Annotated in this window: 15 protein-coding genes and 3 tRNA genes; 16 read left to right on the top strand and 2 right to left on the bottom strand. The window is 59.9% G+C overall.

The features are described from left to right. Window positions 1-61 precede the first annotated feature (61 nt). Window positions 62-148, bottom strand: a tRNA-Leu gene (locus HBH1_RS19045). Between the two features lie 305 nt (window positions 149-453). On the opposite strand from HBH1_RS19045, the gene HBH1_RS19050 reads away from it, so the two are divergent. The 6 genes from HBH1_RS19050 to HBH1_RS19075 all read left to right on the top strand — a co-directional run bounded on the left by HBH1_RS19050 (window position 454) and on the right by HBH1_RS19075 (window position 5,103). Beyond that, the gene (locus HBH1_RS19050) at window positions 454-1,320 is read left to right on the top strand and encodes an alpha/beta fold hydrolase (protein ID WP_102663987.1); all 867 of its coding nucleotides are present in this window, start codon (window positions 454-456) and stop codon (window positions 1,318-1,320) included. A gap of 69 nt (window positions 1,321-1,389) precedes the next feature. Beyond that, on the top strand, window positions 1,390-1,740 hold the full coding sequence (locus HBH1_RS19055) for a RidA family protein (RefSeq protein WP_006712677.1): 351 nt from the start codon (window positions 1,390-1,392) through the stop codon (window positions 1,738-1,740). 6 nt (window positions 1,741-1,746) lie between these two features. Next, window positions 1,747-3,999 (top strand): RelA/SpoT family protein, encoded by a 2,253-nt coding sequence (locus HBH1_RS19060; RefSeq protein ID WP_006712679.1) that lies wholly within the window; start codon window positions 1,747-1,749, stop codon window positions 3,997-3,999. Window positions 4,000-4,123: 124 nt separating this feature from the next. Then, window positions 4,124-4,200, top strand: a tRNA-Val gene (locus tag HBH1_RS19065). A gap of 102 nt (window positions 4,201-4,302) precedes the next feature. Continuing rightward, window positions 4,303-4,379 (top strand) — tRNA-Val (locus tag HBH1_RS19070). Between the two features lie 316 nt (window positions 4,380-4,695). Beyond that, window positions 4,696-5,103: a response regulator gene (locus HBH1_RS19075; protein WP_006712681.1), complete on the top strand. Its 408-nt coding sequence runs from the start codon at window positions 4,696-4,698 to the stop codon at window positions 5,101-5,103. 81 nt (window positions 5,104-5,184) lie between these two features. Here HBH1_RS19075 and HBH1_RS19080 read toward each other — a convergent pair whose 3' ends face one another. After that, window positions 5,185-5,370, bottom strand: a complete 186-nt coding sequence (locus HBH1_RS19080) for a hypothetical protein (RefSeq protein WP_102664010.1) — start codon at window positions 5,368-5,370, stop codon at window positions 5,185-5,187. Window positions 5,371-5,742: 372 nt separating this feature from the next. Here HBH1_RS19080 and thrS point away from each other — a divergent pair, with 372 nt between their 5' ends. The 10 genes from thrS to HBH1_RS19130 all read left to right on the top strand — a co-directional run bounded on the left by thrS (window position 5,743) and on the right by HBH1_RS19130 (window position 15,691). Next, window positions 5,743-7,650 carry a threonine--tRNA ligase gene (thrS, locus tag HBH1_RS19085; protein WP_102663988.1) on the top strand — a complete coding sequence of 636 codons (1,908 nt, stop codon included), beginning with the start codon at window positions 5,743-5,745 and terminating at the stop codon, window positions 7,648-7,650. Window positions 7,651-7,723: 73 nt separating this feature from the next. Continuing rightward, window positions 7,724-8,245 (top strand): translation initiation factor IF-3, encoded by a 522-nt coding sequence (gene infC, locus HBH1_RS19090; RefSeq protein ID WP_077237003.1) that lies wholly within the window; start codon window positions 7,724-7,726, stop codon window positions 8,243-8,245. Between the two features lie 251 nt (window positions 8,246-8,496). Then, the gene (gene rpmI / locus HBH1_RS19095) at window positions 8,497-8,694 is read left to right on the top strand and encodes a 50S ribosomal protein L35 (protein ID WP_006712688.1); all 198 of its coding nucleotides are present in this window, start codon (window positions 8,497-8,499) and stop codon (window positions 8,692-8,694) included. A 24-nt stretch (window positions 8,695-8,718) separates the two neighbouring features. Further along, entirely contained in the window at window positions 8,719-9,081 is a 363-nt protein-coding gene (rplT, locus tag HBH1_RS19100; RefSeq protein WP_006712690.1) for a 50S ribosomal protein L20, read from the top strand. Window positions 9,082-9,266: 185 nt separating this feature from the next. After that, on the top strand, window positions 9,267-10,295 hold the full coding sequence (gene pheS / locus HBH1_RS19105; protein WP_006712692.1) for a phenylalanine--tRNA ligase subunit alpha: 1,029 nt from the start codon (window positions 9,267-9,269) through the stop codon (window positions 10,293-10,295). Between the two features lie 66 nt (window positions 10,296-10,361). Further along, entirely contained in the window at window positions 10,362-12,788 is a 2,427-nt protein-coding gene (pheT, locus tag HBH1_RS19110; protein WP_102663989.1) for a phenylalanine--tRNA ligase subunit beta, read from the top strand. Between the two features lie 64 nt (window positions 12,789-12,852). Next, the gene (locus tag HBH1_RS19115) at window positions 12,853-13,266 is read left to right on the top strand and encodes an integration host factor subunit alpha (protein WP_077237224.1); all 414 of its coding nucleotides are present in this window, start codon (window positions 12,853-12,855) and stop codon (window positions 13,264-13,266) included. 3 nt (window positions 13,267-13,269) lie between these two features. Then, window positions 13,270-13,671, top strand: a complete 402-nt coding sequence (locus HBH1_RS19120) for a MerR family transcriptional regulator (RefSeq protein ID WP_102663990.1) — start codon at window positions 13,270-13,272, stop codon at window positions 13,669-13,671. 186 nt (window positions 13,672-13,857) lie between these two features. Then, complete coding sequence (locus HBH1_RS19125; protein WP_102663991.1) at window positions 13,858-14,379, top strand: GNAT family N-acetyltransferase; 522 nt, start codon at window positions 13,858-13,860, stop codon at window positions 14,377-14,379. Window positions 14,380-14,608: 229 nt separating this feature from the next. Then, window positions 14,609-15,691 carry a choice-of-anchor A family protein gene (locus HBH1_RS19130; RefSeq protein WP_199181626.1) on the top strand — a complete coding sequence of 361 codons (1,083 nt, stop codon included), beginning with the start codon at window positions 14,609-14,611 and terminating at the stop codon, window positions 15,689-15,691. Window positions 15,692-15,718 lie beyond the last annotated feature (27 nt).

The raw sequence follows: 15,718 nt of genomic DNA on the forward strand, positions 1-15,718 counted from the left end.
GAGCGGTGGCGTCTGTTCAGTCCGCTGCCAGCAATTGCTGAACCGCGTTGCTGTGAACCTCTGGTGGGGGTAGTCGGAATCGAACCGACAAGGCCTTGCAGCCGAGGGATTTTAAGTCCCTTGTGTCTACCAATTTCACCATACCCCCGGTGCGACATCAGCCGGTCAGTGCGCATGCACGCCGGTTGCGCTGTCGTGACGATCGCCAAGACATCAGCGATGTCGGCGATGGCCGCCGAAAAGGCAGGCATTATAGCAGCGACTTATGTTGCGATATGGATTTTTTCCTAAGGAAAAGTCCCTGTTTTCCGGGCGCGCCTTTCCGGTACGCCGACCCCGTCCATTCGGATAGGTGCCAGAGCATTTCACCGGGGACGAAGTGAGCCATTTCCGGACGAGAAGCCGGTTCGAGATAGTAGAATGATGACTTCTTTCACCAGAAAAGCCGTCATCATGACTGAAGCCGTAGTCAAGACAGTGCAATGCATCTCGCCCGCCGGGCTGCATACCATGGCCTACAAGGAATGGGGCGATGCCCGCAATCCCAATGTGCTGGTGTGCGTGCACGGGGTGACCCGGGTCTCCGACGATTTCGACCGCATGGCCCGTGAGCTCTGCGATACCTATCGCGTGATCTGCCCCGACGTGGTCGGTCGCGGGCGCTCCGGTCGTCTGGCCAATCCGCAGTTCTATACGGTGCCGCAATACGTCAGCGACATGGTCACCCTGCTGGCGCGGGCCGATGCCGAGATCGTGGACTGGTTCGGCACCTCTATGGGCGGACTGATCGGCATGGCACTGGCCTCACTGCCGGGTAATCCGATCCGGCGCCTGGTGCTCAACGATATCGGCCCCTCCATCAATGGCGCGGCGCTGGCGCGCATCGGTGACTACATCGGCCAGGATGTGCGGTTCGACAGTTTCGAGGAAGCTGCGCAGTACATTCGTACCATCTCGGCCAGCTTTGGCCATCACAGTGATGAAGAGTGGCACAAGCTGGCCAGGGACGTGCTGCGCCAGAATGAGGATGGCAAGTGGGTGCGCCATTACGATCTGGCGCTGGCGCTGCCGTTCAAGCTGACCACGCCGGAAGCGGCCAGTGCCGCCGAGCAGATGCTGTGGGCCGCCTATGACGCCATCACCTGCCCGACGCTGCTGGTGCGCGGCGCCCAGTCCGATCTGCTGCTGCCGGAGGTGGCGCAGGAGATGACCCGTCGTGGCCCTCAGGCCAGGCTGGTGGAATTCCCCGAGGTCGGTCATGCGCCGACCTTCATGCATGCCCCGCAAATCGAGGTGGCGCGTCAGTTCCTGCTGGGTTGAGCATTCGACCCGGTAGATTTTTTCATATGCCGGCTCCTGCTGAGCCGGCTTACCTATAAGGAAAATCCCATGCCCATTCAACGCCTGCACGTCGGCAAGCGCCTCTCCGAAGTGGCCATCCACAACGGCACCGTCTACCTGGCCGGCCAGATCGCCGAAGACGCCACCCAGAACATCGAAGGCCAGACCCGTGAAGTCCTGGGTCATATCGACCGCCTGCTGGCCGAAGCCGGCAGCGACAAGACCAAGATCCTGTCGTGCCAGATTTTCCTGTCCGATGTGAAGGATTTTGCTGGCATGAATTCGGTCTGGGACGAATGGGTCGCCCCCGGCAACGCGCCGCCGCGCGCCACCGTCGAAGCCAAGCTGGCCCGTCCTGAACTGCTGGTGGAAATCATCATCGTCGCCGCACAGAAGTAATCGTTTATGGTTTCGGTAGCAAGTACACAGGGCGAAGGCCTGGCGGCGATCACCGCCGGCCTCGCCCCCGAGGATGTGACGCGGGTCGAGCAGGCGCTGGCCGAGCTCGAACCGTTGTATGCCGACAGGCAGATCCTGTCCGGGCAGAACGCCTTGCAATTCGCGGTTTCCGTGGCCACCGTGCTGACGGCGCTCAATGTCGACGCCGCTACGCGTATCGCCGGCCTGGCCTTCGAGGCGCAGATGCTGCACCCCGAGCTGGAAGAAAAGCTGGAAGAGCGCTTCGGCAAGGAGATCGCCGAGCTGGTGGGTAACGTGCGTCAGTTGATGCGCTTCCATAGCCTCAGCTTCCAGCCGCAGAACCAGGAGGTCCTGCGCGGCAAGAACGCCGCCCAGCAGGCGGCTGCCCAGGTGGAAACACTGCGCAAGATGCTCCTGGCCATGGCCACCGACATGCGGGCGGTGCTGGTGCGCCTGGCCTCCCGCGTGGCGACCTTGCGCTACTTTGCCGAAACCAAGCAGGAGAACGAGGCCAGTGCCCAGTATGCGCGACAGACCTTCGACCTCTATGCGCCGCTGGCCAACCGCCTGGGCATCTGGCAGCTGAAGTGGGAGCTGGAGGATCTGTCGTTCCGCTTCCTGGAGCCGCAGACCTACAAGCGCATCGCCAAGATGCTGGAAGAAAAGCGCCTGGAGCGCGAGGCCTTCGTGGCCAGTGCCATTGCGCGCCTGCGCTCGGAAATGGCGGCCCAGGATATCCGGGCCGAGGTAAGTGGCCGGCCCAAGCACATCTACAGCATCTGGAACAAGATGCGCGGCAAGTCGATCGACTTTTCCGAGCTCTACGATGTGCGCGCCTTCCGGGTCATCGTCGACGACGTCAAGACCTGCTACGCGGTGCTGGGCATCGTGCACGATATCTGGACGCCGATTCCCGAAGAGTTCGACGACTACATCTCCCGTCCCAAGCAGAACGGCTACCAGTCCCTGCACACGGTGGTATTGGCCGAGGACGGTCGCGCCCTGGAGGTGCAGATCCGTACGCACGAGATGCATCACTTTGCCGAGTACGGCGTGGCGGCCCACTGGCGTTACAAGGAAAGTGGTGGCTCCAATTTCTCGGCGCAGAAATACGACGAGAAGATCGCCTGGTTGCGTCAGCTTCTGGCCTGGAAAAATGAAGTCACCGACGCCGTGGTGGATCAGGAGGAGGTTCGCCGTGACTGGGTGCAAAAGCTCAAGTCGGCCACGCTGGATGAGCGCATCTACGTGCTCACGCCGCAGGCGCGGGTGATCGAGCTGCCCAGCGGCGCCACGCCTATCGACTTCGCCTATCACCTGCACAGCGATGTCGGCCATCGCTGCCGCGGTGCCCGGGTGGATGGGGTCATGGTACCGTTGAATACGGTGCTCAAGAACGGCCAGACGGTGGAGATCATCACGGCCAAGAGTGGTGCCGGCGTCGGGCCGTCGCGCGACTGGCTGAGCCCCGGTTATGCTGCCAGCTCACGCACCCGTTCCAAGATCCGCGCCTGGTTCAATGCCATCGAACAGCAGGAAACCCTGTCGGTCGGTCGCGGCCTGCTGGAAAAAACCCTGCAGCGCGAGGGCAAGACGGCTGTCAACCTGGAAGAGCTGGCGCAGAAGCTGGGCTTTGCCAAGGTGGACGACCTGTGCCTCTCGTTGGCCAAGGAAGAGTTCAGCCTGCGTCACGTCGAGCAGGCTTTGCATGAAGGCCAGGACAAGAAGCCCGAGATCGATGACGAAGCGCTGATTACCCGCAAGAGTCGCGCCTCCAGCATCGTGCAGGGTGCCAAGTCCGGTGTGCTGGTGGTCGGCACCGATGGTCTGCTGACGCAACTGGCGCGCTGCTGCAAGCCGGCGCCGCCGGATGTGATTGCCGGCTTCGTCACACGGGGCAAGGGAGTGTCGATCCATCGGGTGAACTGCAAGAATTTCGCCGAAATGGCCTCGCATGCGCCCGAGCGGGTGATCCAGACCACCTGGGGCGCACCGGCGCGGGATACGGTCTATCCGGTCGATATCTTCGTGCTGGCCAGTGATCGTCAGGGTTTGCTGCGTGATATCTCCGATATCTTCCTGCGTGACAAGATCAATGTGATCGGGGTGAGTACGCAAAGCGTGAAGGGGCATGCACGCATGGCCTTTACCGCCGAGATCGGTTCGACCGAACAGTTGCAGAAAGCCCTGACGGTGATCCGCGATGTGAAGGGTGTGATCGAGGCCAAGCGGCAGTAGCGGGTTCGGGCGGAGCGGGATTGCGCGGGCAAGGAGGGGCAGGAGGTATGGAAATTATTTTAATTTTTCATCATTTACCTCTTGGCAAATTTTGAAAAGCCTCCTATACTCTCGCTTCTTCGTTAGGCGCGTAGCTCAGCTGGTTAGAGCACTACCTTGACATGGTAGGGGTCGTTGGTTCGAGTCCAATCGTGCCTACCAATCTTTCTTCCCTTCTGGGGATGGTGGGTTGGGGCGAAGCCAACTGAAAAGGAGGCGCATTCTTGGCTTCCTTTTTTGTTTTCTCATCGGTAATTCTTCGATAGGCGCGTAGCTCAGCTGGTTAGAGCACTACCTTGACATGGTAGGGGTCGTTGGTTCGAGTCCAATCGTGCCTACCAATTCTTCTGTTGCAGTGTTGAACGGGTGAGTTGGCGAAGATAAAACGCAAAAGGAAGCGCATCGGCGGCTTCCTTTTTTGTTTTGTGGCCCCACATTGATATCTCCCATTGTTCCCGTCTTTCTTTCCCATAGTGCGGGAGATCTGAGGCATGGCTGTTCCGCTGTTTGGGCGTAGCAGGGCGGAAGAGGGGTGTTTTTACGTGTTTGCGTGACATATGTTTCGCGAAAGCATCTAAAAATGCTTTACACTTGCGTCGAATTTTTTGTGAGTTTGCTCCTCAAACTCATATTCTCTACGGATGAACGAATTTTCCTATGGCAGCAGATGATCAGTATTTCCTCGTGGTTGATGACTTTTCGACGATGCGTCGTATTGTCAGCGGCCTGCTGAAGGAACTTGAATACACCAAGATGGCGGAGGCTGACGACGGTACGTCGGCCCTGAAAATCCTGGAAGCAGGTGCCATGCCGATCACTTTCGTGTTGACCGACTGGAACATGCCGGGCATGGATGGGCTGACGCTGCTCAAGAAGATTCGCGCCACGCCGTCCATGGCGCATCTGCCGGTGCTGATGATCACGGCCGAAGCCAAGAAGGAAAACATTGTCGAGGCCGCGCAGTCGGGCGCCGATGGTTATATCGTCAAGCCCTTCAATGCGGCGACGCTGAAGGACAAGATCGAGAAGATCCTGGCGCGACGCGCCAGCCTGGCCAAGGCCTGAGGCTGGCGGGTGGTCGGCAAGCAAAAAAACGGCATCTGCGGATGCCGTTTTTGTTTTTGGTGCGGAGGATAGGGGGGGAGCTCAGGCCAGGCCGAAGTAGCGGGCGACATCGCCGCGCGTCCAGGATTTGATGACATCGCCATCGAGCAGTACGCGGTACTCCTCATGGCGCTCGCCGTTCTCCAGTTCCACCGTGCGACTCTGCAGGGTGTATTCCCGGTTGTTGATCACGGTCTGGTGCTCGGTGTGATTTTCCTGGTCCGACATGATGCTGGTCTCCCTCAATGGACTTGGATGCTAGCACGGTGGCGTCCCTCTGCGTACGCTGCAGCTAGCGTAAGTTGTGTCGATGGTCGAGGGAATTTGCTATAATAGCCAGCTAAGGTCGAGGCCGCCTGTCAGTGGTGGCTTCCCGAATATCGATTCATCCCAATCTGTAAGAGCGAGAAAGGCAAACCGGTTATGACACCGCGAACTACTACCGAGGTTTTCACGCGACGCTAGTCGGGTTCTTTTTCGTCCTTTGAAAAAGCGCGGCTGGTCCGCGTTTTTTTTCGTCCGTCTTTTCGCCATTTTCCTTGGCGACCCTCTTTTACCCTTACTAGGCAAGGCAGTCACGCTGCCGACATGGAGTGCACAATGGTTTCAGTTCGTCTTCCCGATGGTTCGCAACGCCAGTTCGACAACCCGGTCACGGTGGCGCAGGTCGCCGCCAACATCGGCACCGGTCTGGCCAAGGCAGCCCTGGCTGGCCGCGTCGATGGCAAGCTGGTCGATACTTCTTACCTGATCGACAAGGATGCCGAGCTGGCCATCATCACCGACAAGGATCCCGATGGCCTGGAGGTGATCCGGCACTCCACCGCCCACTTGCTGGCATACGCGGTCAAGGAGTTGTTCCCGGACGCCCAGGTCACCATCGGCCCGGTCATCGACAACGGTTTCTACTACGACTTCTCGTACAAGCGCCCCTTCACTCCGGAAGACCTGCAGGCCATCGAAAAGAAGATGGCGGAGCTGGTCAAGAAGGATGAGCCGGTGACCCGCAAGGTGTTGCCGCGCGACGAGGCAGTGGCCTATTTCAAGTCCATCGGCGAAGCCTACAAGGCCGAGATCATCGCTTCCATTCCGCAGAACGAAGATGTCTCGCTCTACACCGAGGGTGGCTTTACAGATCTGTGCCGCGGCCCGCACGTGCCCTCCACCGGCAAGCTCAAGGTATTCAAGCTGATGAAGCTGGCCGGTGCCTACTGGCGTGGGGACTCCAACAACGAGATGCTGCAGCGGGTCTATGGCACCGCCTGGGCCAAGAAGGAAGACCAGGAGGCCTACCTGCACATGCTGGAAGAGGCGGAAAAGCGCGACCACCGCAAGCTGGGCCGTGCGCTGGACCTGTTCCACTTCCAGGATGAGGCGCCGGGCCTGATCTTCTGGCACCCCAAGGGTTGGACCATCTGGCAGCAGGTCGAGCAATACATGCGTCGCGTCTATCAGGACAACGGTTACCAGGAAGTGAAGGCGCCGCAGATCCTGGACCGCTCGCTGTGGGAAAAGACCGGTCACTGGGAAAACTATCGTGAAAACATGTTCACGACCGAGTCGGAAAACCGCGCCTATGCGCTCAAGCCGATGAACTGCCCGGGCCACATCCAGATCTTCAATTCCGGCCTGCACAGCTATCGCGACCTGCCGCTGCGCTACGGCGAATTCGGCCAGTGCCATCGCAACGAGCCCTCGGGCGCGCTGCACGGGATGATGCGCGTGCGCGGCTTCACCCAGGACGATGGTCACATCTTCTGTACCGAAGACCAGATCCAGGAAGAGGTGGCTGCCTTCAACAACGTGGTGCGCGAAGTCTACGATTGCTTCGGTTTCAAGGAGGTGGCGGTGAAGCTTGCCCTGCGCCCGGAAAAGCGCATCGGTGCCGAGGAAGTCTGGGACAAGGCCGAGAACGCCCTGCGCGAAGCCATCCGTGCCTCCGGTTCGGAGTGGGAGGAGTTGCCGGGTGAGGGCGCTTTCTATGGTCCCAAGATCGAATACCACCTGAAGGACTCCATCGGTCGCTCCTGGCAGTGCGGCACCATGCAGGTGGACTTCTCGATGCCGGCCCGCCTGGGCGCCGAGTATGTCACTGAAGACAACAACCGCAAGGTGCCAGTGATGTTGCACCGGGCCATCGTCGGTTCGCTGGAGCGTTTCATCGCCATCCTGATCGAAAACCACGCCGGCGCGATGCCTTTGTGGCTGGCGCCAACACAAGTTGTCATCCTGAATATTTCCGACGCGCAAGCGGATTATGTGCAAAACGTTGCGCAAACGCTGAAAAAACAAGGGTTTAGGGTCGAGACCGATTTGCGCAACGAAAAGATTACCTATAAAATACGGCAGCATTCTATTCAGAAGCCGCCCTATATCCTGGTTGTCGGCGATAAAGAACGGGATGCAAACACTGTGGCCGTGCGTGCGCGGGGCAATGTCGATCTGGGCGTCATGTCCATCGACACCTTGGTGGAGCGCCTCAAGGATGAGGTCGCCGCCAAAGCCTGAGTCGGGGAAGCCTAGGGCTTCCTCCCAGCGCAAGAGCACGGCTTAATTTATTGGATTTTAAAAGGAAACTGCAATAGCTACTGACAAGTCGCATCGCCTCAACCGCGAGATCACTGCGCCGGAAGTACGCCTTTCGGGTGTCGAAAACGAGCCTCTGGGCATCGTCAGCCTGGCCGAAGCCTTACGTCTTTCCGAAGAGGCTGAAGTCGATCTGGTCGAGATTGCGCCGACCGCGCAACCTCCCGTCTGCCGCCTGATGGACTACGGCAAGTTCAAGTACCAGGAGCAGAAGAAGGCGCACGAGGCCAAGCTCAAGCAGAAGGTCATCCAGGTCAAGGAAGTCAAGTTCCGCCCGGGTACCGATGATGGCGATTACAACATCAAGCTGCGCAACCTCACCAAGTTCCTGGAAGACGGTGACAAGACCAAGATCACCCTGCGTTTCCGCGGCCGTGAAATGGCTCACCAGGAAATCGGCATGCGTGTGCTGGAGCGTCTGAAGGCAGACCTGGAACCTTACGGCCAGGTCGAGCAGTTTCCCAAGATGGAAGGCCGCCAGATGATCATGGTGCTGGCGCCGAAGAAAAAGAAGTAAATCTTTTTCTGTTGTTCAGTTTCAAGCAGTTAGCCGTATCAGGACGACATCTCTCCGGTGTCGTCCATGCCGCGAAAGCCGCGGCAGCGTAGGGCCGACAAAGGATTTGCAGGGCGCAGGCGACTGTGCCAGGCAAAAGCAGCGGGATTACCCGCTGTCAAATAAGTGAGAGCAGGCATCAAAGAGCAGCGAGTATTTGCTGCCACCTGCAATCATCAAAAAATGGAGCTGTCCGGAAGGACAGAGTTGCTATGCCTAAGATGAAATCGAAGAGCAGCGCGAAGAAACGTTTTCGCGTGCGCCCGGGCGGTACCGTCAAGCGCGGTCAAGCCTTCAAGCGTCACATCCTGACCAAGAAGACCACCAAGAACAAGCGTCAACTGCGCGGTACCGAGGGCGTCCATGAGACGAACCTGAATTCCGTTCGCGCAATGCTGCCGTTCGCTTAACCTCACCTACACTAAGGAGCTACTATGCCTAGAGTCAAACGTGGGGTAACAGCACGTGCCCGCCACAAGAAAGTCCTCGCACTCGCCAAGGGTTACCGCGGCCGTCGCAAAAACGTCTACCGTATCGCCAAGCAAGCAGTCATGCGCGCTGGTCAGTACGCGTACCGTGACCGTCGTAACAAGAAGCGCGTGTTCCGCGCACTGTGGATCGCCCGTATCAACGCCGCTGCGCGTTCGCACGGCGTGACCTACAGCGTGTTCATGAACGGCCTGAAGAAGGCTGCGATCGAACTGGATCGTAAGGTCCTGGCCGATATGGCTGTCACCGACAAGGCTGCATTCGCTGCCATCGTCAACCAGGTGAAGGCCAACATCGCTGCCGCCTAAATCGACAGCGTATGTGCGGTAGCCGGTCGCAGGTCCAGCAATAGTCAGACCAGCAGCCGGCGCTGCAAAATCCTGCGGGGCAGAGGGTCACACCGATGCCCCGTATGTTTTTGATCCACGGTTTCGTGGATTTTTTTCCTTTTCGACTTCGTCGTCGGATTTTCGATTGGAGCGAGACTTACCGCATGAATCCCCTAGACCAACTCCTGGGCCAACTGGTCACGCAGGCGCAGGCTGATTTCGCCGCCGCGCCGGACGCCGCCGCACTGGAAAACGCCAAGGCCAAGTACCTCGGCAAGACCGGCCAGATCACCGAGCAGATGAAGGGGCTGGGCAAGCTGGCGCCGGAAGAGCGCAAGGTACAAGGGGCGATCATCAACGTCGCCAAGGAACAGATCGAAAACGCACTGACCGCACGCCGCGATGCTCTGGCCAATGCCCAGATGCAGGCGCGCCTGAATGCGGAAGCCATCGACGTCACCCTGCCTGGCCGTGGTCGCGGCGTAGGCGGTATCCATCCGGTGATGCGCTCCTGGCAGCGCGTCGAGGAAATCTTCCGCTCCATCGGCTTCGATGTCGCCGACGGTCCCGAGATCGAGACCGACTGGACTAATTTCACTGCACTGAACAGCCCCGAGAACCATCCGGCGCGCTCGATGCAGGACACCTTCTACATCGAAGGTCACGATACCCAGGGCAAGCCCCTGCTGCTGCGTACCCACACCAGCCCGATGCAGGTGCGCTACGCCCGCATGAACAAGCCCCCCATCAAGGTCATTGCCCCGGGCCGCACCTACCGCGTGGACAGCGATGCCACCCACTCGCCGATGTTCCACCAGGTCGAAGGCCTGTGGATCGCCGAGGACATCAGCTTCGCCGACTTGAAGGGCGTCTACCTCAACTTCGTCAAGGCCTTCTTCGAGACCGACGACCTGCAGGTACGTTTCCGTCCTTCCTATTTCCCCTTCACCGAACCCTCGGCCGAGATCGACATCGCCTTCGGCAGCGGTCCGCTCAAGGGGCGCTGGCTGGAAGTCTCCGGTGCCGGCCAGGTGCATCCCACCGTGGTGCGCAACATGGGGCTGGACCCCGAGCAGTACATCGGTTTCGCGTTCGGCTCCGGCCTTGAGCGCCTGACCATGCTGCGTTATGGCATCAATGACCTGCGCCTGTTCTACGAAGGCGACCTGCGCTTCCTGAAGCAATTCAATTAATCCGATCAAGAAGGGCGCCGCGCCATGTCGCGACGCGCCTCTGGCTGATAGCTGAAAGTCTGAATCATGCAATTCTCTGAAAACTGGCTGCGTACCATGGTCAATCCGACCATGACCTCGGATGAACTGTCGCATCTGCTGACCATGTCCGGCCTGGAGGTCGAGGAAGTCGAGCCGGTCGCGCCCCCCTTCACCAATGTGGTGGTGGGTGAAGTGCTGGAAGTGACCAAGCACCCGGATGCGGATCGTCTGAACGTATGCCGCGTCAACGTGCACACCGGCACCATCTTGAACATCGTCTGCGGCGCGCCCAACGTGCGTGCCGGCCTGAAGGTGCCTTGCGCGATGGTAGGCGCGGTGCTGCCCCCGGGTGCCGATGGCAAGCCCTTCGAAATCAAGGTTGGCAAGCTGCGCGGTGTGGAATCGCAGGGCATGCTGTGCTCCGCGCGCGAACTGAAACTGTCGGAAGATCACGGCGGCCTGCTGGAACTGCCGGACGATGCACCGGTGGGCCAGAATTTCCGCGACTACCTGCAACTGAACGATCTGAAGTTCACCATCAAGCTCACCCCCAACAAGGCGGACTGCCTGTCGGTGCTGGGCGTGGCGCGTGAAGTGTCGGCCCTGACCGGAACCCCCCTGAAGGCGCCTGTGTATCAGGCGGCGGCGGTCAATCTCGACGAGAAACTGCCCGTGCGCATTTCCGCGCCTGAGTTGTGCGGCCGTTTCGCCGGTCGCGTCATCCGTGGCCTCAATGCCAAGGCAGCCACGCCGCAATGGATGAAGCAGCGCCTGGAGCGCAGCGGCCAGCGCTCGATTTCGGCACTGGTGGATATCTCCAACTACGTGATGCTGGAGCTGGGCCGTCCCTCGCACGTGTTCGACCTGGACAAGATCCATGGCGGCCTGGATGTGCGCTGGGGGCGCAAGGGCGAGTCGCTCAAGCTCCTCAACGGCAATACCGTGGAAGTCGATGAGTGGGTGGGCGTGATCTCCGACGACAAGGAAATCGAATCCCTGGCCGGCATCATGGGTGGCGACGCCACTGCAGTCTCGCTGGAGACCAGCAACATCTACCTGGAAGCCGCCTTCTGGTTCCCGCAGTCGATCCAGGGCCGGGCACGTCGCTACAACTTCTCGACCGATGCGGCGCATCGCTTCGAACGTGGTGTCGACTTCGCCACCGTGGTCGATCACATCGAACGCATTACTGCGCTGCTGCTGGAAATCTGCGGCACCAGCGACACCCGCGTCGGCCCCATCGACGACCAGATCGTCAACCTGCCCAAGCGCGAGCCGGTGACGCTGCGTACGGCGCGCGCGGCCAAGGTGATCGGTGTGGACGTCACCGATGAGATGGTCTCGGACATCTTCAAGCGCCTGGGCCTGTCCTTCGACTATGAGCCGGGTCTGTTCTCGGTCACGCCACCGTCCTATCGTTTCGACATCGAGATCGAGGAAGACCTGATCGAGGAAGTCGCGCGCGTCTACGGCTTCGAGAACATCCCGGCGCTGCCGCCGGTGGCCGCCAATGCCATGCGCATCGCGCCCGAGAACACTCGCTCGCTGTTCGCTATCCGGCGTCTGCTGGCGGACCAGGACTTCCAGGAAGTGGTCAATTTCAGCTTCGTCGATAGCGCCTGGGAAGCCGACTTCGGCGGCAACGCCGATCCGATCAAGCTGCTCAACCCCATTGCCAGCCAGATGAGCGTCATGCGCTCTTCGCTGATCGCCGGGCTGGTGGCCAACGCACGCTACAACGTCAACCGCAAGGCGTCGCGCATCCGCGTCTTCGAAGCCGGTGCCGTCTTCCGCAAGAATGCCGATATTGCCGATGGCCCGCTGTCAGTGGCCGGTTTCGAGCAGCCCAAGCGCGTGGCCGCGCTGGCCTACGGCCCGGTGGCCGAGGAACAATGGGGCCAGTCCAGCCGCAACGTCGATTACTTCGACGTCAAGGCCGATCTGGAAGCCTTGTTCGCACCGCGCACCCTGCGTTTCGTGAAGGCAGAACATCCGGCGTTGCACCCGGGCCGTACCGCCCATGTGCTGCTGGGCGAGCAGGTCATCGGCGTGATCGGCGAGCTGCATCCGAAGTGGCAGCAGAAGTACGAGCTGCCGTTGGCGCCGGTGGTCTTCGAAGTCGATGCCGATGCGCTGCAGCAGCGTGACCTGCCGGTCTACACCGAGATTTCCAAATTCCCGGCCGTCAGCCGTGATATCGCACTGGTGGTCAAGCAGTCGATTGGCGCCCAGCAATTGCTCGATGTTTTCGCTGCCGAGAAAGAGGCCAACCCCGCATGCGCCATCTTGCAAGCCCTTGTTTTATTTGATGAATATCAAGGCAAGGGTCTGGAGAGCGACGAAAAAAGTCTTGCGTTCCGCTGCACCTTGCAAGATACTCAAAACACCCTTCAGGATGACAAGGTCGACCTTGCCGTGAGTGCGCTGGTGGCCGCTGCGGGCAGCAGGCTTGGCGCCAGGTTGCGTGCCTGACGTGATGTCCGAGAGCGAAAATAATTACAGACCGGAATCGGTTGAGGCCCAGTCATTCATCGCCATGAACAACGTGAATTCGAACGAATTTCAATCCGTGCTGGACGCCGACCTGCATCGTGCCGTGATGGAATCGCAGGCACGCTCGCAGGCCGACAAGAACCTGCCGACGCTGACCAAGGCCGAGCTGGCCGAACTTTTGTTCGAGCAGGTCGGTCTGAACAAGCGCGAAGCCAAGGACATGGTGGAAACCTTCTTCGACGAGATCCGCAACGCGCTTGAGCGTGGTGAGGCCGTCAAGCTTTCCGGCTTCGGTAATTTCCAGCTGCGCGACAAGCCGCAACGGCCTGGCCGCAATCCCAAGACAGGCGAGGAAATCCCGATCACGGCGCGCCGCGTCGTGACCTTCCATGCCAGCCAGAAATTGAAGGAAATGGTGGAACTCTCCAGCGGTAGCACCGTTGAAATGTCCGTCTAATCTATGAACGATCGTGTCAACAAGCCGGCGGCCATCGTGCTGCCGCCCATCCCGGCCAAGCGTTATTTCACGATAGGTGAGGTCAGCGAGCTGTGTGGCGTCAAGCCGCACGTGTTGCGCTATTGGGAGCAGGAATTTACCCAGTTGAAGCCGGTGAAGCGACGTGGCAACCGTCGTTATTACCAGCATCATGAAGTGCTGCTGATCCGTCGTATCCGTGAACTGCTCTACGAGCAGGGCTTCACCATCAGTGGCGCCCGCAACAAGCTCGATGGCACCCACGAGGTCGAGCAAGTGGAAGAGCCACAACCGCCCGCCATCAGTCTGGACGAGGCCGCCATCGACAGCCTGCGTGCCGAGCTGCAGGCGGTTCTGGAGACGCTCAAGCCGGGTGCGGCAGCCTGATGGGCTGATGGACTGATGGGCAGCGCTATTCGTATCGGGGCGTCCTGCCTTCGACAATAGCCTTATCCCGGTTTCGACTGACATTGCAATCCAACGCGCCGCACGCTGGTCTTTATCGACCACCGTGCGGCGCGTTTCCTTTCAGGCCCGCCATCGCGAGGATGCCGATGGCAAGGAAGATTACTCATGACCCATTACCAATGGCGTGCGATGAAGGCGGACGACTTGTCGCATGTGATGGAGATCGCAGCGCTGGTTCACGCCGATTACTACGAAGCCCTTGAAGTCTTTGCCGAACGACTGGCCTTGTTCCCGCAAGGCTGCCGCATCGCCGCCCACATGACGCCAGCCGGTACCGAGGAAGTCATCGGTTATGCCTTCATGCATCCTACCCGCCATGGTCAACCTCCCGCCTTGAATCGCTTGCTGCTGGAGCTCGAAGAGCAGGCGGACTGCCTGCATCTGCATGACGTCGCCTTGTTGCCGCAAGCCCGGGGTTCGGGGCTGGGGCGCGCGTTGGTGGCGGAAATCTGCCAGCTTGGGCGCGCCGCTGGTCTGCAGCGCGCCACGCTGGTGGCTGTCCATGATTCCGGAGACTACTGGCGCAATGCTGGATTCGAGAGCGATGATCGGGCCCATCTGCAAGGGGCCGACGCAATCTCCAGCTATGGAGTTGGCGCTCGCTACATGTCCAGAACCTTGCGCTGACCACGCCGCTTCCAGGCGGCGGGAAACTTGATTATTGTCAATGTGGCAAATTTTTCACAACGACGCAATACTTCACTTCCCTACTTGATCAAGTGACAACTAAGCCCTTAGAATTGATAAAAAATTTACAACTATTTGTGTGAATTTACGCGGTGTTGGCCGCGATCAATTCTTGCCTGCGCCAGTTGGGAGATCTGACCGGGCGTCACTTCATTGAATCGGGGGTTTCATGCTTGTCCGTTCCAAGTCGGTCCTGGCCACGTTTGCCATCGCGCCGTTGCTGTCGCTCGGTCTGTCCGAAGCCGCCCAGGCGGCCACGACGTCGCTGACTGGCGCCGAAGCGCTTCAGCAATTCAACCTGGTCGTGCTCGGTAGTGCCACGTCCAATTCCCACGTCGATGGTCGTGCCTGGATCGGCGGCTCGCTCACCGGTGGCGATTACGTGCAGCATGCCGGCGACACTCCGGCCTCCAACTATGCGGGCCTGACGGTCATGGGTACCGCGACCAACGTACACGTCAACGGCCTGGGCTCGACTATCGGCGGCTCGCTGGTCAATTCCACGGTCAACACCGGCTCCAGCTACATCGGCGGCTCCGTCTCCAATAGCAATCTGAACGGCCCGGCCTATGTGGTCGGCGGCAGCACCGGCAGCAATTTCAATGGCGGCCATCTGTCCGCGCCGTCCTCGCTGATGCAGACCAACTTCGATGCAGCGGGCTCCACCAATTTCGGGAGCACGCTCGGCGCGCTGTCCAACACCCTCAAGAGCGCAGTCGCCAACAGCACGGTTTCGCTCAGCGGCAACAAGGCGACCTTCAATGCCGTTGCCAATGCCAAGGGTGTGGCCGTCTTCAACCTGGATAACACGACCAGCGCCTCGGTGTTCTCGGCCGGCGAATTCTCTTTCGCCGCCAATGGCGCCAGCACCATCATCATCAATTCGAGCGTGAGTTCGGCAGTGATCGGTGCCAACTTCCTGGGCGGGCAAGCACAGTCGCTGGGCAAGTCCATCGTCTGGAATTTCTATAACGCCAGCAGCCTCACCATCAACAACCAGTTTGGCGGCTCCATCCTGGCCACGCATGCCAGCCTGACCAATAACCAGAACATCGAGGGTGGTGTCTTCGTCAACAGCCTGACCCAGAATGGCGAACTGCACCTGCAGTCCTTCACTGGCAACCTGGCAGCCGTGGCTCCGGTCCCGGAGCCTGAGCAATATCTGATGATGCTGTCCGGCCTGGCCATCGTCATTGGCGTGGCAGCGCTGCGTCGCAGGAATGTCCCGATGCCGGCGGCACTGGCTGCCTGAGGCCGCAGTCACCTAGCAGATAGACGT

Origin of the sequence: Herbaspirillum sp. BH-1, from assembly GCF_002870055.1 — a bacterium.
Lineage (GTDB): Bacteria > Pseudomonadota > Gammaproteobacteria > Burkholderiales > Burkholderiaceae_D > Herbaspirillum > Herbaspirillum frisingense.